The following is a 21,987-nucleotide window of genomic DNA, read 5'->3' as shown; positions in this document are numbered from 1 at the left end:
TCGACGACGTCGAGCACCGTGATCTGCTCCGCCGGCCGGGTGAGCACGTAGCCGCCGGCCCCCACCTTGCCGACAGCTCAGCTGATGACGAGGTCACCGCCGGAGGCGGTCAGGTTGATCTCCTCACTCACCGTGCCGTTCCAGTCGGACGAGAACAGCAGGCGCTCCCCGTCCCACACCGTGATCGACACGGTGTCGCGACGGCCGGGACCGCCGTTGTCGGTCGCGGCGACCCGCAGGGTCAGCCCGGTCGCGACCTCGACCGGGTTCTGCGGGGTGGACAGGTCGAACAGCGACACGTTGTAGCGTGCCTGCGCGACCCGGGAGGTCCGCCCCTTCTCCGCGCCGTAGGACAGCAGCTCGGAGCCCTGGAACTTGTACCGCTTGTCACCCGAGCGGTAGCCGACCAGGACCTTACCGACCAGCTTGCCGCTGGTGTTGTTGAACTTGGCGTCCAGGTTCAGCTCGATCCGGTGGTCGTCGTCGAGCGGGTAGGCGCCGGCCGTACGGCCGCCCTTGACGTAGCCCGTGCCGTTGAACAGGACCCCGCTCGGGGCCACGACCTTGACGGTGCCGGTGGCGGTGCCGTTGTAGCGGCCGGCGACCACCGCGGTCACCTCGGTCGTGCCGATCGGCAGCGTGGCCACGCAGCCGGCGGAGCCGCCGGTCACGTCGGACGCCACGAGCTTGACCTCGGTGCTGCACAGCGTGCTGTCGCCCGCCTTGAAGGTGGCGGGCGTACCGCGGACGTCACCGGACTCGCCGGTCACCTTCGCCTGGAGCATCACCTGGGCCGAGCCGGCCCCGTCGGTCGCGTACGCCAGCGTGTCGCCGGTGTAGGTGACCTCCGCCCCCTGGACCTGGTCGATGCGGATGTCCGCGTCGTTGAGGTCGAAGAAGACGTTGCCGATCGCCTCGATCTTGATCCGGGCGGTGGTCGTGGTGATGTTCGGCAGCGTCACGGTCGCGCTGCCGTTGTTGGCCGTCGACTCCGCCAGCACGTACGGGAAGGTCTTCGCGCCGTCGACCGACAGCGAGATCTTCACGTTGGCCGCGTTGACCGGGGCGGCGTTGGTGTTGGCCACGTCCCAGGTGATCGTCTGGGACGAGCCGCCGAGCAGGAACGACGGGGTCACCTGCGAGGTGACCAGGAACGGTCCGGCCTCCGGGGCGAGCACCAGCGCGGTCTGCGCGCTGCCGACACCGCCGCCACCCGGCCGGGTGTCCCGGGCGGTGAGCTTGAAGTGCATCGTCCGGTCGTTGTCGTAGCCGACCCAGTCCGCGGTCGGCAGGAACTCCGAGTAGCAGTCCACCAGCGCCGCCGGCACGTTCGAGGCGCTGCCACTGGCCGGCGGTGCCGGCGCGGCCGGGCAGGCGCCGGTCTTGGCGTTGGTGTTGTTGACCAGGATCTGCTTGACGTCGGGGAAGACCCGGGTCGGGTTGTTGTCGACCGCGTTCAGCCCCGGCGAGTGGTACTGCTGGGTGTCGGAGTCGCTGACGATGGCCGCCTCGCCGAAGACCCGGAACAGCGGGCCGTTGGTCTTGACGTTGTCGACCAGGCCGGTGCCGGCGCTGCTGCCACCGCTGATGCCGCCGCGGTCGTTCTGCTCCCACAGGTAGGTGAGGGCGTCGCCGTCGGCGTCGGTCGCGCTGCCGGTCAGGGCGAACGGCGTCCGGACCGGGATCGTGTACGTCTCCGGCACGGTGACGACCGGGGCGTGGTTGGCGGTCTCCTCGATCTTCCAGCCGCCGTTGTCGACCGGGCCGCCCTTGGCGGTCTCGCCGACGAAGCCGGTGACCCCGTTGAGGTTGCCCAGGGTCAGCGACGTCACGTTGGTCTGCGCCAGCGGGCCGCCGTTGAAGGTGACCTGGAAGCCGTAGTCGTTGAGCGCGCCGCTGCCGCCGAACGCCGCGACGGTGACGGTGGCGCCGGCCGGCCAGCTGGCGATGCCCTCGATCGCGGCCTTGATGCCGGCGGTCGTGTAGTTGGTGCCGCGCACGATCGGCGCCGAGAGCTGGTTGCGGTAGCGGATGCTGAACGAGTCGCCGTCGGTGTCGAAGTCCCGCAGCGAGACCGTCTGCACCTCGTTGATCGCCGGCCGGGCCGAGTTGATGAACGTGGTGATCTCGAAGAAGGTGCGCTGCGACCAGTACGGGTCGCTGTGCGGCTGCAGGTTGTCCTGCTGGCAGATGCCGGCGTACGCCATGATCGACGAACCGCTGCCCGGCTCGTACGAGTTCGTGGCGCTGCGGTTGCCGCCGGAGCAGTTCCACTGGGTGCCGTTGAAGGTGTGGTTACCGGCGAACTGGTGGCCGATCTCGTGCGCCACGTAGTCGACCGCGAAGTAGTCACCGATCGGGTTCGGCAGGCCGGTGCAGCCACGGGCCTTGCCGTCGCCGCCGACCACGCCGAGGCCGGCGACGCCGCCACCGGGCAGGCCGAAGCCGATGTGCCCGACGTCGTAGTTGCTGGCGCCGACGAGCTGGCCGAGGACGATCCGGTTGCGGTTCAGCGTGCCGCCGGTGCAGCCGGTCAGCTGCGCCTCGGTGTAGCACGGCGAGGCGCCACACGGCCCGTTCGGTCCGGCGGCCATCTCGACCGTGTTCAGGTTCGTCTTGTCGGTGTCGTTGATCAGCACGAGCCGGATCGCGGTCTCGTCCTCGTAGATCTGGGTCACCCGGTTGATCAGCGTCACCTTGGCGGCGGTCACGTTGTCCGCGCCGAAGTAGTTCGCGTACGACGGGTCGGTGACCAGGGCCAGCCGGTAGGTGCGCAGCTTCACCTTCGGCCCGACCTCGGAGTCCTGCTGGAGTCCGGTGATCTCGTCCTCGAGGTCGTGGTGCATGTGCCCGACGTCCTCGCGCTCGACCAGCGGGCCCTTGGTGTTGACCAGGTCGTGGGCGTAGTAGCTGGCGTAGACGCTCTGGTCCCGGAAGTACGGGTCGACGTACCAGGGGCCGTCCGACGAGCGGACCGACGCGTGGAAGCCGAGCGGCGTCAGGTCGGCGCGGATCGTCGCCGTCGCGTCGTCGAGACCCTTACCGGCGTACGTCTTGATGTCCGGGTGCTTGGCCGCCAGCCCCTCTTCCATGACCGGCGAGTCGACGACCTCGAACCGCTGCAGCTTGCCGTCGGGGGCGGGCACGGTCAGGACCAGCGGCGCCTGCTGCGTGGCGGCCCGGGCGGACTCGTCGGGTGCCCGCTCGAGCTGGCCGGCGATCATGTCGCGGTCGAGGGTGTACGCGGCCAGCTTCGTGGCCTGGATGTCGGCGGGCTGCCCGCCGCGGGCGGCGGCGGGCGCACCGTCCACCTTGTGCCACGGCCCGGTCGGGGCGGGCGGCGGCGCGGCGGTCGCCCCGGTCGGGCTCAGCGCCGGCAGCAGGGCCACCGCCAGTACGGCGGTCAGTGCGCCGGCGACCCGCCCGCGCCGGCCCCGGCCGGTAGGTGTCGGAGGGAATCTCAAGTTGTCGTCTCCTTCTGCCCCGGCGCGCGGCACACGCGCCGGTGTGGATCTTTCAGGGAGTCCTCCGACGCTAGGCCGCCCGTCATATCTGGCAACATCAGCCATACGGCCGGTACACAGGGGATTCACTCGATCGCTGACCGCCATTCATGATCGAATCGTTACAAGACCGCCTTCTTCGGGGCATGTATGGATGTCTCCTCCCCGCGAGCAGTCGCTCGGCCAGGTCCGAAGCGTCCCGGCGGCATACCCCTGTTGTGGCTGGCAGCGAATTCAGTGTGGATACGCCGAATTCGCTGTGGGCCACGACAGCAATACCTGCCCGGGCACCCAATCCGCGTGCGGCCCGGACACCGGTCCTGGCGGCCGTACCGGCACGGCTAGCCTCACGGCCATGACGTACCCGTGGGACGACTCGCGTCGGGCGTTCGCCGACGCGGCGGAGTGCTTCGTCCGTACCGCCGCCCTCGTCGGCGACCGGTGGGACCGGCCCGGGCTCGGCGAGTGGGACGTACGCGCCCTCGTCGGCCACACCAGCCGCTCCCTGCTGACGGTCGAGTCGTACCTCGCCAGACCGGCGGCGACCGTCGAGGTCGGCTCCGCCGCCGACTACTTCCGCGCCATCCGGACCGCCGCCGCCGGCCCGGACGTCGCGGCCCGGGGGCGTGACGCCGGGGCCGCCCTCGGTGCCGACCCGGCGGCCGCGGTGGCGGAGATCGCCGCCCGGGTGCTGCCGCTCGTCGAGGGATGCGACGGTACGGAACCGGTGACCACGATCGCCGGCGGCATGCGGCTCGGCGACTACCTGCCGACCCGTACGTTCGAGCTGACCGCCCACACGGCGGACCTCGCCACCGCACTGGACCTGCCGGCGGGGTTGCCCCCGGCGGCCGCCGCCCAGGCACTGCGCGTCGTCGCCGACATCGCCGCCACCGACGGGCTGGCCGGGCCGTTGCTGCTCGCCGCCACCGGCCGCTCCGGACTCCCGGCGGGCTTCTCGGTGCTCTGAGGTGGTGATCGTCTGCGGTTCAGGCAGTCCTGGTACGGCGTGTCGAGTGCCGGAACCGCAGACGATCGAGGCCGATCGTCTCGCGAGACGAGGGCGCGCCCGGCAGGATTCGAACCTGCGGCCTTGAGATTAGAAGTCTCCTGCTCTATCCGCTGAGCTACGGGCGCCTGTGCCGCGCCAGCAGGCTACCGCCCGCCGGCGGATGGCCGGTTACCGGTACGGCGAGGTGCTGGCCAGGTCATCCTAGGTTCCGGGCCGGCGGCAGACGAGCACAATCCGGCCTCGGCCGATCTCACACCCGCCCCGTCGACCGTGTGAAGAAAGCGTTACGGGCTCCGCACAGCGAAGGCGCGGAGTCCGAAACAGCCTGTTCTAAGCTTCGCGGTCACCAGATCCGGCGCTGGCCGGGTCGTCGACCACGGAGCAGCCATGGCCTTCCCGACCGCTGTCCGCCCCGACACGACCGACCGCACCCCGTCCCGCCGTACCGGCCGCTGGATCGACCACTGGGAGCCGGAAGATCCCGCATTCTGGGCATCGACCGGCCGGCGGGTCGCCCGCCGCAACCTCGTCCTGTCGATCTTCGCCGAGCACCTGGGTTTCTCGGTCTGGGTGATCTGGAGCATCGTCGCGGTCAACCTGAACAGCGTCGGGTTCGCGTTCACCGAGAGCCAACTGTTCTGGCTGGTCGCGATCCCGAACCTGGTCGGGGCGACGCTGCGGCTGCCGTACACGTTCGCGGTGCCGAAGTTCGGCGGCCGGAACTGGACGATCGTGTCCGCGCTGGTCCTGGTGGTGCCGTGCGTCGCGCTGGCGTTCGCGGTCTCCGACCCGGGTACGTCGTTCGGGACGATGCTGTTCGTCGCGGCACTGGCCGGCGTCGGCGGCGGCAACTTCGCCTCGTCGATGACGAACATCTCGTACTTCTATCCCGAAAAGGACAAGGGCTGGGCGCTCGGCCTGAACGCGGCCGGCGGCAACATCGGGGTGGCGGTGGTGCAGGCACCGTTCGTGGTGTCGGCGGTCGTGACCGCCGGGGCCGGCATCCACCTGGCCCGGGCCGGCTGGATGTGGGTGCCGCTCGCGCTGCTGTCCGCTTTCCTGGCCTGGCGCTACATGGACAACCTGTCGGTGGCCCGGACCGACTTCGGCTCCAGTGTCGTGGCGGCGAAGCGCCTGCACACTTGGGTGATGTCGTTCCTCTACATTGGCACATTCGGCTCGTTCATCGGCTACGCGGCCGCGTTCCCGCTGCTGATCAAGGGCCAGTTCCCCGAGGTGAACGTGACGACGTACGCGTTCCTGGGCGCCCTGGTCGGATCGCTGGTGCGGCCGATCGGCGGCCGGCTCGCCGACCGGGTCGGCGGCGGGGTGGTGACCGCCGCCAGCTTCCTGGCGATGGGGCTCGGCGTGCTCGGTGTGGTGGGCGCGCTGCGGGTGGGCAGCTTCGGGCTGTTCCTGGCCTGCTTCATGGTGCTGTTCCTGGCGACCGGGGTCGGCAACGGCTCGACGTACCGGATGATCCCGGCGATCTTCCGGCACGGTGTGGACCCGGCCGACGCCGCCGCCACCGCGACGATGAAACGCCAGGCCGCCGCAGCGATCGGGATCATCTCGGCGGTCGGCGCGTACGGCGGGTTCCTGGTGCCGAGGACGTACGGATGGTCGACGTCGGCGTTCGGGTCGATCGAGCCGGCCCTGTTCGTGTACGTCGGTATCTACGCGGTGATGATCGTCGTCACCTGGTGGTTCTACCTGCGCCGGAGCACCGAGATGGCGAAGGCGGGCGTGTGACCGGGCGCGGCGCCGTGACCGAGCGCGGCGAGGGCACTGAGACGCACTGTCCGTACTGCGCGCTCCAGTGCGCCCAGCGGCTGCACGGTGAGCCGCTGGCCGCCGAACCCCGGGCATTTCCCACCAACAACGGTGGAATGTGCCAGAAGGGGTGGACGAGCACCGAGCTGCTGCGGGTGCCGGACCGCCTCACGACACCACTGCGCCGCACCGCGTCGGGATTCGAGCCGGTCGGCTGGGACGAGGCACTGGACGACATCGCCGCCCGAGTCGGCGCGCTGCGCGCGACGTACGGCCCGGACGCCGTCGCCGTCTTCGGCGGCGGCGGGCTGACCAACGAGAAGGCGTACCAGCTCGGCAAGTTCGCCCGGCTGGCGTTGCGGACCCGGCTCATCGACTACAACGGACGGTTCTGCATGTCGTCGGCCGCGGCGGCCGGGAACCGGGCGCTCGGTGTCGACCGTGGACTGCCGTTCCCGCTGACCGATCTGCGCGACGCCGACGCCGTCCTGCTGCTCGGCAGCAACCTGGCCGACACCATGCCGCCCGCCGTCCAGCACCTCGGCCCGGTCCGCGAACGGGGCGGCCTCGTCGTCGTCGACCCGCGCCGCTCGTCGACCGCCCGGCTGACCGACGACGGCGCCGGCGAGCACCTGCAGCCCCGGCCCGGCACCGACCTCGTACTGCTGCTCGGGCTCCTGCACCTTGTGCTCGGGGGCGGGCTCGCCGACCTGGCCTACCTGCGGGACCGGGTCGACGGCCTCGACGGGGTACGCCGCAGTGTGGCCGAGTGGTGGCCGGAGCGGGTCGCGGACGTCACCGGCGTCGCCGAGCCGCAACTGCGCCGGGTCGCGGCGCTGCTCGCCGACGCCGCCGCCCACCGGGGCGGTCGCGGTGTCTTCGTGTTGACCGGGCGCGGTGTCGAGCAGCACGTCGACGGCACCGACACGGTCACCGCCGCGATCAACATCGCGCTGGCGCTCGGCGCCGTCGGGGCCGGGCGGGGCGGGTACGGCGCGATCACCGGCCAGGGCAACGGGCAGGGCGGCCGCGAACACGGCCAGAAGTCCGACCAGTTGCCCGGCTACCGGATGATCGACGACCCGGCGACCCGCACCCACGTGGCCCAGGTCTGGGGCGTCGACCCCGACCTGATCCCCGGCAAGGGCGTGCCGGCCGTCGAACTGCTGTCGATGCTCGGCGCCCCGGGCGGGCCACGGGCGCTGTTCGTGCACGGCAGCAACATCGTCGTCAGCGCGCCGGACGCCGCGGCGGTCCGCCGCCGGATCGAGGCGCTGGACCTCGTCGTCGTCTGCGACCTGGTGCCGTCGGAGACGGCCCGGCTCGCCCACTACGTCCTGCCGGTCACCCAGTGGGCCGAGGAGGAGGGCACCATGACCAACCTCGAAGGACGGGTGCTGCGCCGCCGCAAGGCCGTCGACCCGCCACCCGACGTACGCTCCGAACTGGAGATCTTCGCCGATCTGGCCGGCCGGCTGGCGGCCCCCGGAACGTGGTCGACCGAACCCCGCGAGGTCTTCGACGAGCTGCGCCGGGCCAGCGCCGGCGGGCGCGCCGACTACGCGGGCATCAGCTACACCCGGCTCGACGCGGGGGAGGCGCTTTACTGGCCCTGCCCCGACGAGACCCATCCGGGCACCCCGCGCCTGTTCCGGGACGGGTTCCCGACCCCGACCGGCCGGGCCCGCATGGTGCCGGTACGTGCGGTCGGCCCCGCCGACGACGTACGCGCCGACGCCCCCGTCTACCTCGTCACCGGCCGGCTGCTCCAGCACTACCAGTCCGGTGCGCAGACCCGCCGGGTCGCCCGGCTCAACGACTCCCAACCCCACGCGTACGTCGAGATCCACCCCAACCTCGCCAACCGGCTCGGGATCGACGCGGCGGTGGACCTGCGGCTCACCTCCGACCGCGGCTCGATGGTGGCGCCGGCCCGGATCAGCCCCGACATCCGGCCCGACACCGTCTTCGTCCCGTTCCACTTCGCCGACGCCGGCCTGGTCAACGCCCTGACCAACGACGCGACCGACCCGGTCTCCGGGATGCCGGAGTTCAAGGTCTGCGCCGTCCGGGTCGAGGTCGCCGACGGCGCGACAGGGGAGGTGCCGCGGTGAGGATCGTGATCGTCGGCGCCGGCATGGTCGGCCACCGGCTCGCCGACGAACTCGTCCGCGCCGCCGGGGCCGGTGCCTCCCGGGCCGCTGGCATCGGGGCCGGTGAAGACCTCCACGTGATTCTGCTCGGCGACGAGGCACACGAGCCGTACAACCGGGTCATGCTGTCGGAACTCCTCGCCGGCCGGATCGACCTGGCCGGGATCGAGCTGCCCCGGCTCGACCCGGACCGGGTCCGGGTACGCCTCGACGCACCCGTCCGCGCCATCGACCCGGCCCGCCGCGAGGTCGTCACTGACACCGACCGGATCGGCTACGACCACCTGGTCCTGTGCACCGGCGCCCGGCCCCGGATTCCCCACGTGCCGGGACTGCGTGACGGGCTGCCCGGCGGGGCGTACGCGGTGCGGCGGGTCGACGACGTCCGGGACATCTCGGCCGCCGCGCTCAACGCCCGGCACGCGATCGTCGTCGGGGCCGGCCCGCTCGGCGTCGAGGTCGCCTGCGCGCTGCGGCACCGCGGCACCGCCGTCAGCCTGCTGGCCCCGGAGTCCGCGATGCTGAACCGCGACCTCGACGAGCCGGTCGGCGAGATCGTCGCCCGCACCGCCGGCGACCTCGGCATCGGCTTCGTCAGCGACGCCGAACTCGTCGCGGTCGAGGCCGACGGCGGCCACGTCACCGCCGTACGGCTGGCCGACGGCCGGCGGGTCGACTGCGACCTGCTCGTCCTGGCCTGCGGCGCCATCCCCGACACCGACCTCGCCGCCCGCGCCGGGCTGCCGACCGACCGGGGGATCGTCGTCGACGCGCAGTTGCGTACCGGCGACCCGCACGTGTCCGCGATCGGCGACTGCGCGCAGACCCCGGACGGCGTCAGCGGCCTGATCGCGCCCGGCTGGGCCCAGGCCCGCGCCCTCGCCCGCCGGCTGCTGCGCGGCGAACCGGTCGGGCCCATCCCGATCGAGGGCGCGACGATGCGGCTCAAGGCGGTCGGGATGAGCGTGGTGACGATGGGCGTACGCGCCTCGACGGCCCGCGACGCCGACCGGGTGCTGGTGCTCGACGACCGTCGGGCCCGCCGCCACGTCGAGGTGGTCGTCCGCGCCGGCACCCTGGTCGGGCTGACCTGTGTCGGCGCACCGGAGATGGCGGCGCGGCTGGCCAGCCAGTACGACCGCCCCGGCATCGTGCCGCCCGACCCGCTCGCGCTCCTGCTCGCCGACGCCCCGCGCGAGGCCAACCCGTCGCCGACGACGATGCCCTCGTCCACCACCGTCTGCCGCTGCAACGGCGTCACCAAGGGCGACCTCGTCCACGCCTGGTCGGACGGGTGCACGTCGGTCGACGCGCTGGTGGCGGACACCCGGGCCACCAGCGGCTGCGGCGGCTGCCGCGAGCTGGTGTGCGGGATCGCGCGTTGGCTGGAGCGGTCCGATCCACCCCTCACAGCCAGCCGGCTCGCCGCGTGAGGCAACCGTCGTTGGCCGGTAACAGCGGGAGCGAAGACATGAAACCCCTGATCCCTACGGTCTGACCCATGACGGCAAGGAAGCGGCTCGTCGTGGCCGGAGCGGGCATGGTCGCACAGCGCCTGGTCGAGGCACTGGTCGAACGCGGCGCCGACACGGAGTGGGACATCGCGGTCTTCGGCGAGGAGAGCCGCCGCCCGTACGACCGGGTGGCCCTGACCTCGTACTTCGCCGACCTGGACCCGGACAACCTGCTGCTCGGCGACCCCGGTCTGTGGACCCGGCCCGGGGTCCGGCTGCACCGCGACACACCGGTGACCGCGGTCGACCCGGCCCGGCGTACGGTCACCGCCCGCGGCACCGCGCACGACTACGACGCCCTCGTGCTCGCCACCGGCTCCTACGCCACGGTCCCGCCGGTCGAGGGCAGCGACCTGCCCGGCTGTTTCGTCTACCGGACCGTCGACGACGTCGCGGGTCTGCGCACCTGGGTGCTGCGCCGGCAGGAGCAGCTCGGCCGGCCGGTGCGCGGCGCGGTGGTCGGCGGCGGCCTGCTCGGGCTGGAGGCCGCCGGGGCGCTCACCGCGCTCGGCGCCGCGACGACCGTCGTCGAGTTCGCCGACCGGCTCATGCCGGTGCAGCTCGACCAGGGCGGCGGTGCCGCACTGCGGCGCATCGTCGAAGGACTCGACGTGACGGTCCGTACCTCGACCGCGACGTCGGCCGTGAAGGCCGGCCGGGACGGCACCGTAGCCCGGATGGTCTTCGCCGACGGCGACGCCGTCGGGGTCGACGTGGTCGTCTTCGCCACCGGCGTACGGCCCCGCGACGAACTGGCCCGCGCCGCCGGACTCGCCGTACACGAGCGCGGCGGCGTCGTCGCCGGACCCGACTGCCGCACCAGCGACCCCGACGTCTTCGCCGTCGGCGAGGTCGCCCACGTCGCCGGCCGGGTCTGGGGCCTGGTCGGACCCGGGTACGCGATGGCCGAGGTCGTCGCCGACCGGCTGATGGGCGGCGCGGCCACCTTCACCGGCGCCGACCTCTCCACGAAGCTGAAACTCCTCGGCGTCGACGTCGCCAGCTTCGGCGACGCGTTCGCGGCCACCGCCGGCAGCCTGGAGGTCGTGTACGCCGACCCGGTCGCCGGCGTCTACAAGAAGCTCGTCCTCAGCGACGACGCGTCGACCCTGCTCGGCGGGATGCTGGTCGGCGACGCGTCGGCGTACACGGGCCTGCGGCCGCTGGTCGGCGGCTCGCTGGGCGGCGACCCGACCGGCTGGCTGCTGCCGGACGGGGTCGAGCCGCCCTCGTCGACGGAGCTGCCGGACGCGGCCACCGTCTGCTCGTGCAACAACGTCACCGCCGGCACGATCCGCTGCGCGGTGACCGACCAGGGCTGCACCGACCTGGCCGGGGTGAAGGCGTGCACGAAGGCCGGCACCAGCTGCGGGTCCTGTGTGCCGCTGGTCAAGCGGCTGCTGAACGCCGAACTGGCCCGGGCCGGCGTCGAGGTGAGCGACAACCTGTGCGAACACTTCGCCCACAGCCGGGCGCAACTGTTCGACATCGTGCGGGTCAGCGGCATCACCACGTTCAGCGAACTGCTCGACCGGCACGGCCAGGGACGTGGCTGCGACATCTGCCGGCCGGTCGCGGCCTCGATCCTGGCCTCGCTCGGGCACGGGCACGTGCTCGACGGCGAGAACGCCGCGTTGCAGGACACCAACGACCACGTGATGGCCAACCTCCAGAAGGACGGCACCTACTCGGTCGTGCCCCGTATCCCCGGCGGTGAGATCACCCCGGAGGGCCTGATCGCGATCGGTGAGGTGGCCCGCGACTTCGACCTCTACACGAAGATCACCGGCGGGCAGCGGATCGACCTGTTCGGGGCGCGGATCGAGCAACTGCCGGCGATCTGGTCCCGGCTCGTCGACGCCGGGTTCGAGTCCGGCCACGCGTACGGCAAGTCGCTGCGCACGGTGAAGTCGTGCGTCGGCCAGAGCTGGTGCCGGTACGGCGTACAGGACTCCGTCGGCCTCGCGATCGCGCTCGAACTGCGCTACCGGGGGCTGCGCTCCCCGCACAAGCTGAAGCTCGGTGTCTCCGGCTGCGCCCGGGAGTGCGCCGAGGCGCGCGGCAAGGACGTCGGCGTCATCGCCACCGACCGGGGCTGGAACCTCTACGTCGGCGGCAACGGCGGCTTCACGCCCCGGCACGCCGTCCTCTTCGCCGAGGACCTGTCGACCGAAGACCTGGTCCAGGCCATCGACCGCTTCCTCATCTACTACATCCGTACCGCCGACCGGCTGCAACGGACCGCACCCTGGCTGGAGTCGGTCGAGGGCGGGGTCGACGCCGTACGCGCCGTCGTCTTCGACGACAGCCTCGGCATCGCCGCCGACCTCGACGCCGCGATGAGCGCCCACGTCGGCGGCTACGAGGACGAGTGGGCGGCGACGCTGCGGGACCCGGAGAAGCTGCGCGGCTTCAGCTCGTTCGTCAACGCCGCCGACGAACCCGACCCGGATCTGGCGTACGTACGGGAAAGGGGCCAGAAGCGGCCCGCGACCCGGGCCGAACGCGCGGTCCTGATCGCCGGCGGCTCGCTGCCGGTCCGGACGGCGGGCGTCCTGTGAGCGAGCGAGGTGGCGCGGTGAGCGGGGCGATCGGCTGGCGGCGGGTGTGTGCGGTCGGTGATCTCGTACCGGACCGGGGGAGGGCGGCGCTGGTCGACGACGAGCAGGTGGCCGTCTTCCTGCTCGCCGACACCGGCCGGGTCCACGCGGTCGCGCACCGCGACCCGTTCAGCGGCGCGAACGTGATGGCGCGCGGGCTGGTGGGTACGCGCGGGGAGCGGCCGACGGTCGCGTCGCCGATGCACAAGCAGGTCTTCGACCTGGGCACCGGCGAGTGCCTGGACGATCCGACGGTCCGGCTCCGGGTCTGGCCGGCCCGGGTCACCGACGGCTGGGTGGAGGTGCGGCCGTGACCGACCGCAGCGAGGTGGCACCGTGAGCGAGCGGAGCGAGGGAACCGGTTGGCTCGGTTGTCGTCACGGTGACGCCGAGCGCAACGAGGGGGCACCGTGAGCGAGCGGAGCGAGGGAACCGGTTGGCTCGGTTGTCGTCACGATGACGCCGAGCGCAGCGAGGTGGCACCGTGACCGGGCTCGGGCCGGTGCTGGCCGGGACCCGCGTCCTCGTCACGGCGCAGCGCCGCGCCGACGAGCTGGCCTCGGCGTTGCAGCGGCGGGGCGCCTCGGTGACGATCGCCGCGTCGATCGGGGTGGAGTCGCACATCGACGAGGCGACGGTCCTCGACCGGACCCGCGAGTTCATCGCCGCCCCGGCCGACATCGTCGTCGTCACCACCGGCATCGGGTTCCGGAGCTGGCTGGACGTGGCCGAGACCTCCGAACTCGGCGAGGAGCTGGTCAAGGCGCTGTCCCGCAGCCGGCTCATCGCGCGCGGGCCGAAGGCCCGGGGCGCCCTGCAGGCGGCGGGGCTGACGCCGGACTGGGTCGCCGAGTCGGAGACGTCGGCCGAGATCGGCGACTTCCTGTCCGCCGAGGGGATCGGCGGGCAGCGGGTCGTCGTACAGCATCACGGGGCCGGCGACGACGGGCTGGAGGAGCGGCTGACGGCGGCCGGGGCGGCCACGACCGGGCTGGTCGTCTACCGGTGGGGTGCGCCGCCGGACCCGACCGCGGTGCAGCATTCGGTGCGCGAGACGGCCGCCGGCGGCTACGACGCGGTGGCGTTCACCTCGGCCCCGGGCGCGGCGGCCTGGCTGCGGGCGGTACGCGAGCAGGAGGTTTCGGCGCAGGTCGTCGCGGTCGGCGCGGCCGGGCGTACGGTCTTCGCGTCGGTCGGCAACGTGACCGCCGAACCGCTGCGTACGGCCGGACTGGAGCCGATCGTCCCAGAGCGGGCCCGGCTCGGCGCGCTCGTCCGGGCGATCATCATGCGGCTCGGCGACGACTCCGACAGCATCGGCACCCCGGCCGGGCGGCTGCGGATCCGGGCCACCGCGGCGACCCTGGACCACCGGGTGCTTCCCGTGTCGCCGGGCGGCCTCTGCCTGCTGCGGTCGCTGGCCGAGCGGCCCGGCGCCGTGCGGTCCCGCGAGGAGTTGCTCGCCGACCTGCCGGGTGGTTCCAGCGACCCGCACACGGTGGAGATGGCGGTCGGCCGGCTGCGTGACATCGTCGGCCGGGACGTCGTACAGACCGTCGTCAAGCGCGGATACCGGCTGGCGGTTCCGTCGTGAGCGGGCGGAACGGGGCGGGGGTGTGAGCCGCCCGCTGGTGGCCGTCAGCCACGGGACCCGGGATCCGCGTGGGCAGGCCGCGATCCGGGCGCTGGTCGGCGCGGTCCGCCGGCGCCGACCCGACCTCGACGTCCGCGAGGCGTTCGTCGACGTCCAGGCCCCGGACCTCGGCGCCGTGCTGGACAGGGCCGGCCCGGCGGCCGTGGTCGTGCCGCTGCTGCTGGCGCCCGGATACCACGTACACGTCGACGTCGCCCGCGCGGTCGCGGCGGCCGGCGCGGTCGCGGCACCGGCGCTGGCCCCCGACGACGGGATCGCGGCGGTCCTCGTCGACCGGCTGCGTGGCTGCGGTGCGGGCACCGACGATACGGTGGTCCTGGCGGCGGCCGGCTCCAGCGACGTACGGGCCCGGCCGGCCGTCGAGGAGACCGCCTGCCGGGTCGCGGCACTGTGGGGAGCGCCGGTCGAGGTCGGCTGTCTCGGCGGTACGGGCGAGCCGCTGCACGCGGTGCTCGCCCGGTCGCGGCGTCCGCGGCGGCGGGTGGTGTGCGCGGCGATGCTGATGGCGCCGGGGTTCTTCCACGACCGGCTCCGGTCGGCCGGCGCCGACCTGGTCACCGGCCCGCTGCTCGACGGCCGCCGGCCGGATCCGCGCCTGGTCGGCCTCGTCGTCGAACGCTACGAGGCGGCCCTCGCCGCCACCCTGGCCGGTTCCGGGGTGATCTCCGGCTGACCCGGCCGACGCCGGTCGCGGGCTGGAATAGAGTCCTGACGACCCGCTGGCGTACCGGAGGAGTTTCAGCCTTGTCCACCCAGCCCGACAGCTACTTCATCCGGATCGACGAGAACCGCTACCGGCCGACCGAGCTGACCGGTGGCGCGTGGGCGCTGACCGAGCAGCACATCAGCCCGATGATCGGGCTGATCGTGCACGCGATCGACCGGTACGTCGCCGGCCGGGCACCGGACGGCATGGTCGTCGGCCGGATCAGCGTCGACATCCTCGGGGTCGTCGGGCTGGAGGACTTCGACCTGCACGTGGAGACCGTACGGCCGGGTCGCACGATCGAACTCGTCGAAGCCACCGTGGTCGCCAAGGACCGGCCCGCCGTACGGGCCCGGGTGTGGCGGCTCAGCGCCCACGACACCTCGTCCGTCGCCGGCGGTCAGGGCGAGCGGCTGCCCAGCCCCGACGACCTGGCCCGCTGGGCGATGTCGGAGACGTGGTCGGGCGGATACATCTCCTCGCTGGACGTGCGACCGGTCGGGGCACCGACGCCGGGCCGGACCACCGCGTGGGTGTCGACGCCGGCCCGGCTCGTCGCCGGTGAGCCGAGCAGCACCCTGGCCCGTTTCGTCGGCCTGGTCGACACCGCCAACGGGATCGCCGCCCGTCAGCCGCCGACGGAGTGGCTGTTCCCGAACCTGGACCTGTCGATCCACCTGTTCCGGCAGCCGGCCGGAGAGTGGGTCGGGCTGGACACCACCGTCGTCTTCGGCTCCCACGGGCAGGGCCTGACCAGCACCGTCCTGCACGACCTGGCCGGCCCGGTCGGGCACGCCGAGCAGATCCTCACCGTCCGGCCGGCGCGCCGCTGACCCGCGTCACTCCGCGGCCGGGACCGGCTTCCCGGTCGACCCGTCCGGCGGTGGCCCGGACATCTCCGTCGCCGCCGACTCGACGAACGCGGTGACCCACCGGCCGACCTCGGTGAACACCCGCTCGCGTACGGCCGGGCCGCTCAGCGTCAGGTCGTGCATGCCGCCGTCGAAGCGGACGAGGGTGACGTGGCGGCCGAGGCGGGGCGCCCACCGGACCATGTGCTCGACGTCGAGGACGGCGTCGGCCAGCGACGCCGACTCGTGGTAGACCGTGCCCCGGAAGCTGCGGGTCGAACAGGCCAGCAGGACGGGTACGTCGATCGCCAGGCCGTGCCGGACCCGCTGCTGCGCCGACCGGATCGCGGCCAGCCACGCCGCCCGGACCGGGAACCCGCCGAGCGGCTTCCACTGCAGGTCGTACGTCCACTCGCCACGGTGTTCGGCGTGCAGGGTCTGGCCGTACACGGGGGACAGGCCACTCGGGACGATCCGGTACGGGGCGCGGCGGGCGAGTTGGGAGACGGCCGCCGCCAGTGGCCGGCGGACCAGCCAGGACGCGTTGAAGTCGAAGAACGGGCTGTTGAGGAAGAGGCCGTCGACCAGGTCCGTCCCGCTCCGGGCGTGGGTCCACAGGGCGGCGATCAGGCCGCCGGTGGAGTGCCCGTTGACCAGCAGCGTGCGGTTGCCGTCGACCTCCCGGACGATCCGGGCGGCGGCGTCGAGTTCGGGGAAGTAGTCGGCGATGGAGCGGCAGAAGTTCGGCGTCTGGTGGGGGAGCAGGCTGCGGCCGTACTTGCGCAGGTCGAGGGCGTAGAAGTCCCAGCCCCGCCGGACGAAGAAGTCGGCGAGGTGGGTCTGGAAGAAGTAGTCGACGAAGCCGTGCACGTAGAGGACGGCGCGGCCGGTGCGATCGGTGGCCCGCCGCCGCACCAGGGTGGCGACGACCGGTCCCTCGTCGTCGTGGCCGAGGTCGATAATCCGCCGCTCGTAGGACGGACCGAGGATGTCCTCGTCCCAACTCCCGCTCATGTCGCGACGTTACCGCGCGCGGCGGTCCGGGGCGCGGCACGCGGCCGGCTCCGTAGCAGACGGAGCCGTGATCAGGGCGTTTTCCACAGGCGGGTCGGCTGTCCACAGATCCGGCGCCGGTGCTGTCGGGGCGGGTCGGGGCCGGGCCAGTCTGGGGCTCCGCTACTGATTCGTGGAGGGGTCTTGTACGACACGAACGTGACAATCATCGGAAATGTGCTGACCGCCCCGGAATGGCGGCGTACGACGCAGACCGGCACCCTGGTCGCCAACTTCAAGGTCGCGTCGACCGCGCGCCGGCTCGACCGGGAGAACAACCGCTGGGTCGACGGCAACAGCCTCCGGGTACGCGTCAACTGCTGGCGCAAGCTCGCCGAGGGCGTCGCCTCGTCGCTGATGGTCGGCGACCCGGTCGTGGTGGTCGGCCGGATGTACACCCGGGACTGGACCGACGCCGACGGCAACCACCGGACCATGTACGAGCTGGAGGCGGTCGCGGTCGGGCACGACCTGTCCCGTGGGCGGGCCAAGTTCGTCCGCAACCGGCCGGCGCTGTCGACGAGCGCGGTGGCCGACCCGGAGGCCGAGTCGCGGGTGCAGGGGCAGGAGACCGAGCCGGTCCCGGCCGCCGAGGCCCCGGCCCGGCGCGACAGCCTCTTCGACGACGATCCGGACTTCGCCGACGTGCCGGCGGCACCGCTGCCGCACTACGACCCGCTCGCCGAGGTGCGCGGCACCGGGTTCCCGCCGGGCGGGGCAGCGGCGAGCGGCGACGGCGACGCCCCGGCACCGTCCGGCGACGGGGACCGGTTCGGCCCGGGTGACGGTGTCGACGGGTTGCCCGGCGCCGATGGGCTGGCCGGTGCCGGCGGCGAGCCCGGCCCACGGTCCGGGACCGAGAGGGAAGGTGTGCCCGGCCGACGGTCCGGGACTGAGGGGGAAGGCGAGCCCGGCCTACGGTCCGGGACGGAGGGGGAAGGCGAGCCCGGCCTACGGTCCGGGTCCGAGGGGAAACCGGAGGAGCCGTCGTCCGGCGACCGGCGCGGGGATGCCGGCGACGGGCCGGGCGAGGGCCGGCCGGAAGCGTCCGGACCGCGCACCGACCCGCCAGAGCCGGCCGGTCTGGTGGCGCGGGGACGCCGGGGCCGGGCCCGCGTCCCGGTGCCGGCCTGACGCGGACCGGGCGGGCCGCCGTTCGGCGGCAGCCCGCCCGGGGCCGTCGGCGGAGCGGCCACCGGCGGCCCGCCCGGAGGGCGATGGGGACCCGGCGCCGCCAGAGCGGGGTGGCGGGCGGCCGGGGCATAGGCTTCCCGAGGAGGTGATCGACATGGGGACGGACGTGATCGTCGTCGGGCTGGGTAGCATGGGCGCGGCCACCGCCCATCAGCTCGCGAGTCGCGGGCTCCGGGTGGTCGGCGTCGACCGGTACCGGCCGCCGCACACCAACGGCGCCCACGCCGGCGGCTCCCGGATCATCCGGTTGGCCTACGCCGAGGGTGTCGCCTACGTGCCGCTGCTGCGCCGGGCCTACGAACTGTGGGCGGCGATCGAGCGGTCCTCGGGCGTCGACCTGCTGACCCCGACCGGCGGGCTGATGCTGGGCCGGCCCGACTCGTCGATGGTCGCCGGCGCACTTGCCTCGGCCCGCACCCACGGGCTCGCCCACGAGTTGCTCGACGCCGCGCAGATCCGCCGTCGCTTTCCGGTGTTCGCCCCGCGCGACGACGAGGTCGGCGTCTACGAGGAGGTCGCCGGGTTCGTGCGGCCGGAGGCGACGGTGGCGACCCTGCTCGACCTCGCCGGGCGGGCCGGTGCCGACCTGCGCTACGGCGTACGGGTCACCGGCTGGTCGGCGGGTCCGGGCGGGGTGACCGTCCGCACCGACGAGGGCGAGCTGACCGCCGGCCGGCTGGTGCTCTGCCCCGGTGCCGGAGCCGGTGAGCTGATCGCCGATCTGAACATCCCGCTGCGGGTCGAGCGACGGGTCCAGCACTTCTGGCCGGTCGCCGACGCCGGGTTCGCCCCCGGCCGCTGCCCGATCTGGCTCTGGGAGTCGGCGGCGGGCGTGGTGGCGTACGGCTTCCCGGGGGCCGATCCGTCGCCCGGCTCGGACCGCGGCAATCTCGTCGTCAAGACCGGCGTGCACGTCGACCCGAACGCCGTGCCACGGTCCGACCTCGCCCCGGCGCAGCCGGCGGAAGCGGCCCGGGCGGCGGAACTGCTCACCCCGCTCCTGCCCGCCCTCGCCTCGGCCGGCCCGCCGGACGGCATCCCGTGCCTCTACACCCTCACCCCCGACGAGCACTTCGTCGTCGGGCCGCATCCCCGGCACGACTCGGTCACCGTCGCGGCCGGGTTCTCCGGCCACGGGTTCAAGTTCGTGCCGGTGATCGGTGAGATCGTCGCCGACCTGGCCCAGCACGGCAGCACCCGGCACGACATCAGCCTGTTCGCACCGGGCCGGTTCGGGCAGGTGGCGGCATGAGGGGCCAATGGGCGGCCGACGCCGTCGGGCTGCTGGCCGGCTACGCGCTCGACGCGTGGCTGGGCGACCCGCGCCGGCTGCACCCGGTCGCCGGTTTCGGCCAGGCCGCCGGCGCCCTCGAACGCCGCCTGCACCCGGCCGACCGGGCCGCCCGCGCGGGCGGTGCGGCCGACCGGGCCACCCGTGCCGGGAGCGCGCGCGGGCGGCCGGACGAGCGCGTGGCCGGTGCGGTCTTCACCGCCGTCGCGGTCGGTGCGCCGGTGCTCGCCGGGGTCGCCGCGGTGGCGCTGACCCGCCGGCAGCCGGTGGCCCGCGCCGCGCTCGTCGCGGCCGGCACCTGGGCGGTGCTCGGCGGCCGCACCCTGCGGGCCGAGGCCGGGGCGATGAACAAGGCGCTGCGCGGTGGCGACCTGCCCGCCGCCCGGCAGCGGCTCAGCCACCTCTGCGGGCGCGACCCGGCCCGGCTCGACGAGCCCGAACTCGCCCGGGCGACGGTCGAGTCGGTCGCCGAGAACACCTCCGACGCCGTGGTGGCGCCGCTGTTCTGGGGAGCGGTGGCCGGATTGCCGGGGCTGCTCGGTTACCGCGCGGTCAACACCCTCGACGCGATGGTCGGGCACCGGTCGCCGCGCTACGCGCGGTTCGGCACCCCGGCCGCCCGGCTCGACGACGTCGCCAACCTGCTGCCGTCCCGGCTGACCGGGCTGCTCGGGGTGGCCGCCGCACCGGCCGTGCACGGCGACCGGGCCGACGCGTGGCGGGTGTGGCGGCGGGACCGCCACGACCACCCGAGTCCCAACGCCGGGCAGTGCGAGGCGGCGTTCGCCGGCGCGCTCGGGGTGCGGCTCGGCGGCCGCAACGTCTACTTCGGACGATCGGAGGTCCGGCCGTTCCTCGGCGACGGCCCGCGCCCGGAGGCCCGGCACATCCGGCGGGCTGCCACCCTGTCGCGCACGATCAGCCTGGCGGCGCTCGCCGGGGCCGCGACCCTCGCGGCCGTCCGGGCGGCGGCAGCCGGCGCGGCCGGCCGCCGCGTCCGGCCCCGGCTCGGTGCCGCGGTCGCCGGCGTCGCGGTGGCGGCCGGCGGCGCCGTGCTGCGCAGGGTGGCCGGCGGCGCCGGGCCGGGCAGGGTGACCCGTGGAGCAGCGGTGGACGGTGGCGGGTGAGTGGCGGACTGCTCGTCGCCGGCACCACCTCCGACGCCGGCAAGAGCGTGTTGACCGCCGGCATCTGCCGCTGGCTGCACCGGCGCGGGGTCAAGGTCGCACCGTTCAAGGCGCAGAACATGTCCAACAACTCCGCCGTCGTGGTCGGTGCCGACGGGCGCGGCGGCGAGATCGGCCGGGCCCAGGCGATGCAGGCCGCGGCCGCGGGCATCGCGCCGGAGGTACGGCTCAACCCCGTGCTGCTCAAACCCGGCAGCGACCTGTCGAGCCAGGTGGTGCTGCTCGGCGAGGCCGTCGACCACGTCCACGCCGGCAACTTCCGGGCCCTCAAGCCGCGCCTGGCCGAGACCGTGCATGCCACGCTGGCGGAGTTGCGGGCGGAATACGACGTCGTCGTCTGCGAGGGCGCCGGCAGCCCGGCCGAGATCAACCTGCGCGACTCCGACTTCGTCAACATGGGGCTCGCCCGGCACGCCCGGCTGCCCACCGTCGTGGTCGGCGACATCGACCGGGGCGGTGTGTTCGCCGCGCTGTTCGGCACGGTAGCCCTGCTCGACGCCGCCGACCAGGCGCTCGTCGCCGGGTTCGTGGTCAACAAGTTCCGCGGCGACCTCGGCCTGCTGCGCCCCGGGATCGAGATGCTGACGGCGGTGACCGGCCGGCCGACGTACGGGGTGCTGCCCTTCGACGTCGACCTGTGGCTGGACGCCGAGGACTCCCTCGCCTACGGGCGTACCCTCGGCCGGCCCGGCCCGCCCCTCGGCACGCAGTGGCTCGACGTCGCCGTCGTACGGCTGCCCCGCATCTCCAACGCCACCGACGTCGAGGCGCTCGCCACCGAGCCCGGCGTACGGGTCCGGCTGACCGTGGAGCCCGCCGAGATCGCCGCCGCCGACCTCGTCGTCCTGCCCGGCAGCAAATCCACCGTCGATGATCTGGGCTGGCTGCGCGAGCAGGGCCTGGCCGACGTGGTGTGCCGGCACGCCGCCGCCGGACGCCCGCTGCTCGGCATCTGCGGCGGCTTCCAGATGCTGGCCCGCTCGATCCACGACGAGGTCGAGAGCCGGCGCGGCACCGTCGACGGCCTGGGCCTGCTCCCCGTCGACATCTCCTTCGCCGCGCGCAAGACCCTGGCCCGGTCGGCCGGCACCGCGTTCGACGCCGCCCCGGTCCACGGCTACGAGATCCGGCACGGCTACGTCGCCCGCGCCGATCCGGGGCTCACCCCGCTGCTCACCCACCTCGACGGGCGGCCAGAGGGGGCCGTCGCCGGCAACGTCTTCGGGACGCACTGGCACGGGGCGTTCGAGTCCGACGCCTTCCGGCGCCGGTTCCTGACCGAGGTGGCCCGCCTCGCCGGCCGGCGAGGGTTCGTGGTCGCACCCGACACGTCCTTCGAGGGCGTCCGCGAACGCGGCCTCGACCGGCTCGGCGACCTGGTCGAGGAGCACCTGGACACCGACGCCCTGTGGCGGCTCATCGAGGACGGGCCGCCCGCCGGCCTGCCGTTCGTCCCGCCCGGCGCCCCACACCCACCGACCCGGCCGTGACCGGCA

14 protein-coding genes, 1 tRNA gene and 1 pseudogene are annotated in these 21,987 nt (G+C 73.7%); 13 read left to right on the top strand and 3 right to left on the bottom strand.

Features of this window, described 5'->3' with window-relative positions:
* Positions 1-77 precede the first annotated feature (77 nt).
* Complete coding sequence (locus AB0I42_RS30285) at positions 78-3,464, bottom strand: M12 family metallo-peptidase (RefSeq protein WP_357542610.1); 3,387 nt, start codon at positions 3,462-3,464, stop codon at positions 78-80.
* Between the two features lie 394 nt (positions 3,465-3,858).
* On the opposite strand from AB0I42_RS30285, the gene AB0I42_RS30280 reads away from it, so the two are divergent.
* Complete coding sequence (locus tag AB0I42_RS30280) at positions 3,859-4,473, top strand: maleylpyruvate isomerase N-terminal domain-containing protein (protein WP_357542608.1); 615 nt, start codon at positions 3,859-3,861, stop codon at positions 4,471-4,473.
* 94 nt (positions 4,474-4,567) lie between these two features.
* Here the strand turns inward: AB0I42_RS30280 and AB0I42_RS30275 are convergent.
* Positions 4,568-4,640: transfer RNA gene (locus AB0I42_RS30275), tRNA-Arg, on the bottom strand.
* Positions 4,641-4,902: 262 nt separating this feature from the next.
* Between AB0I42_RS30275 and AB0I42_RS30270 the strand changes: the two genes are divergently transcribed.
* The 8 genes from AB0I42_RS30270 to AB0I42_RS30235 all read left to right on the top strand — a co-directional run bounded on the left by AB0I42_RS30270 (position 4,903) and on the right by AB0I42_RS30235 (position 15,748).
* Positions 4,903-6,267 (top strand): MFS transporter, encoded by a 1,365-nt coding sequence (locus AB0I42_RS30270; RefSeq protein ID WP_357542606.1) that lies wholly within the window; start codon positions 4,903-4,905, stop codon positions 6,265-6,267.
* Positions 6,264-8,402 (top strand): molybdopterin-dependent oxidoreductase, encoded by a 2,139-nt coding sequence (locus AB0I42_RS30265; RefSeq protein WP_357542604.1) that lies wholly within the window; start codon positions 6,264-6,266, stop codon positions 8,400-8,402. Before AB0I42_RS30270 ends, AB0I42_RS30265 begins: the two co-directional genes overlap by 4 nt.
* A complete protein-coding gene (locus tag AB0I42_RS30260; RefSeq protein ID WP_357542602.1) occupies positions 8,399-9,874 on the top strand; it encodes an FAD-dependent oxidoreductase in 1,476 nt (491 codons plus the stop codon). The genes AB0I42_RS30265 and AB0I42_RS30260 overlap by 4 nt, the downstream gene beginning before the upstream one ends.
* A 68-nt stretch (positions 9,875-9,942) precedes the next feature.
* Complete coding sequence (gene nirB, locus AB0I42_RS30255; protein ID WP_357542600.1) at positions 9,943-12,516, top strand: nitrite reductase large subunit NirB; 2,574 nt, start codon at positions 9,943-9,945, stop codon at positions 12,514-12,516.
* Positions 12,517-12,533: 17 nt separating this feature from the next.
* On the top strand, positions 12,534-12,869 hold the full coding sequence (gene nirD / locus AB0I42_RS30250) for a nitrite reductase small subunit NirD (protein ID WP_357542598.1): 336 nt from the start codon (positions 12,534-12,536) through the stop codon (positions 12,867-12,869).
* 170 nt (positions 12,870-13,039) lie between these two features.
* Entirely contained in the window at positions 13,040-14,149 is a 1,110-nt protein-coding gene (locus AB0I42_RS30245) for a uroporphyrinogen-III synthase (protein ID WP_357542596.1), read from the top strand.
* Positions 14,150-14,171: 22 nt separating this feature from the next.
* Positions 14,172-14,882, top strand: a complete 711-nt coding sequence (locus AB0I42_RS30240) for a CbiX/SirB N-terminal domain-containing protein (RefSeq protein WP_357542594.1) — start codon at positions 14,172-14,174, stop codon at positions 14,880-14,882.
* Positions 14,883-14,953: 71 nt separating this feature from the next.
* Positions 14,954-15,748 (top strand): thioesterase family protein, encoded by a 795-nt coding sequence (locus AB0I42_RS30235; RefSeq protein WP_357542592.1) that lies wholly within the window; start codon positions 14,954-14,956, stop codon positions 15,746-15,748.
* Positions 15,749-15,754: 6 nt separating this feature from the next.
* Here AB0I42_RS30235 and AB0I42_RS30230 read toward each other — a convergent pair whose 3' ends face one another.
* Complete coding sequence (locus AB0I42_RS30230) at positions 15,755-16,780, bottom strand: alpha/beta hydrolase (protein WP_357542590.1); 1,026 nt, start codon at positions 16,778-16,780, stop codon at positions 15,755-15,757.
* Between the two features lie 183 nt (positions 16,781-16,963).
* Here AB0I42_RS30230 and AB0I42_RS30225 point away from each other — a divergent pair.
* The 4 genes and pseudogenes from AB0I42_RS30225 to AB0I42_RS30210 all read left to right on the top strand — a co-directional run.
* Positions 16,964-17,404 (top strand): annotated as a pseudogene (locus AB0I42_RS30225) (single-stranded DNA-binding protein); the annotation flags it as partial.
* Positions 17,405-18,107: 703 nt separating this feature from the next.
* Entirely contained in the window at positions 18,108-19,265 is a 1,158-nt protein-coding gene (gene solA / locus AB0I42_RS30220; RefSeq protein WP_357542588.1) for an N-methyl-L-tryptophan oxidase, read from the top strand.
* Entirely contained in the window at positions 19,262-20,431 is a 1,170-nt protein-coding gene (locus tag AB0I42_RS30215; RefSeq protein WP_357542586.1) for a cobalamin biosynthesis protein, read from the top strand. Before solA ends, AB0I42_RS30215 begins: the two co-directional genes overlap by 4 nt.
* Positions 20,428-21,981 carry a cobyric acid synthase gene (locus AB0I42_RS30210; protein WP_357542584.1) on the top strand — a complete coding sequence of 518 codons (1,554 nt, stop codon included), beginning with the start codon at positions 20,428-20,430 and terminating at the stop codon, positions 21,979-21,981. Before AB0I42_RS30215 ends, AB0I42_RS30210 begins: the two co-directional genes overlap by 4 nt.
* Positions 21,982-21,987 lie beyond the last annotated feature (6 nt).

It is taken from the genome of Polymorphospora sp. NPDC050346 (genome assembly GCF_040655695.1).
In the GTDB taxonomy this organism is placed as follows: Bacteria; Actinomycetota; Actinomycetes; order Mycobacteriales; family Micromonosporaceae; genus Polymorphospora; species Polymorphospora lycopeni.
This window is presented reverse-complemented; position numbering and strand designations above follow the sequence as displayed.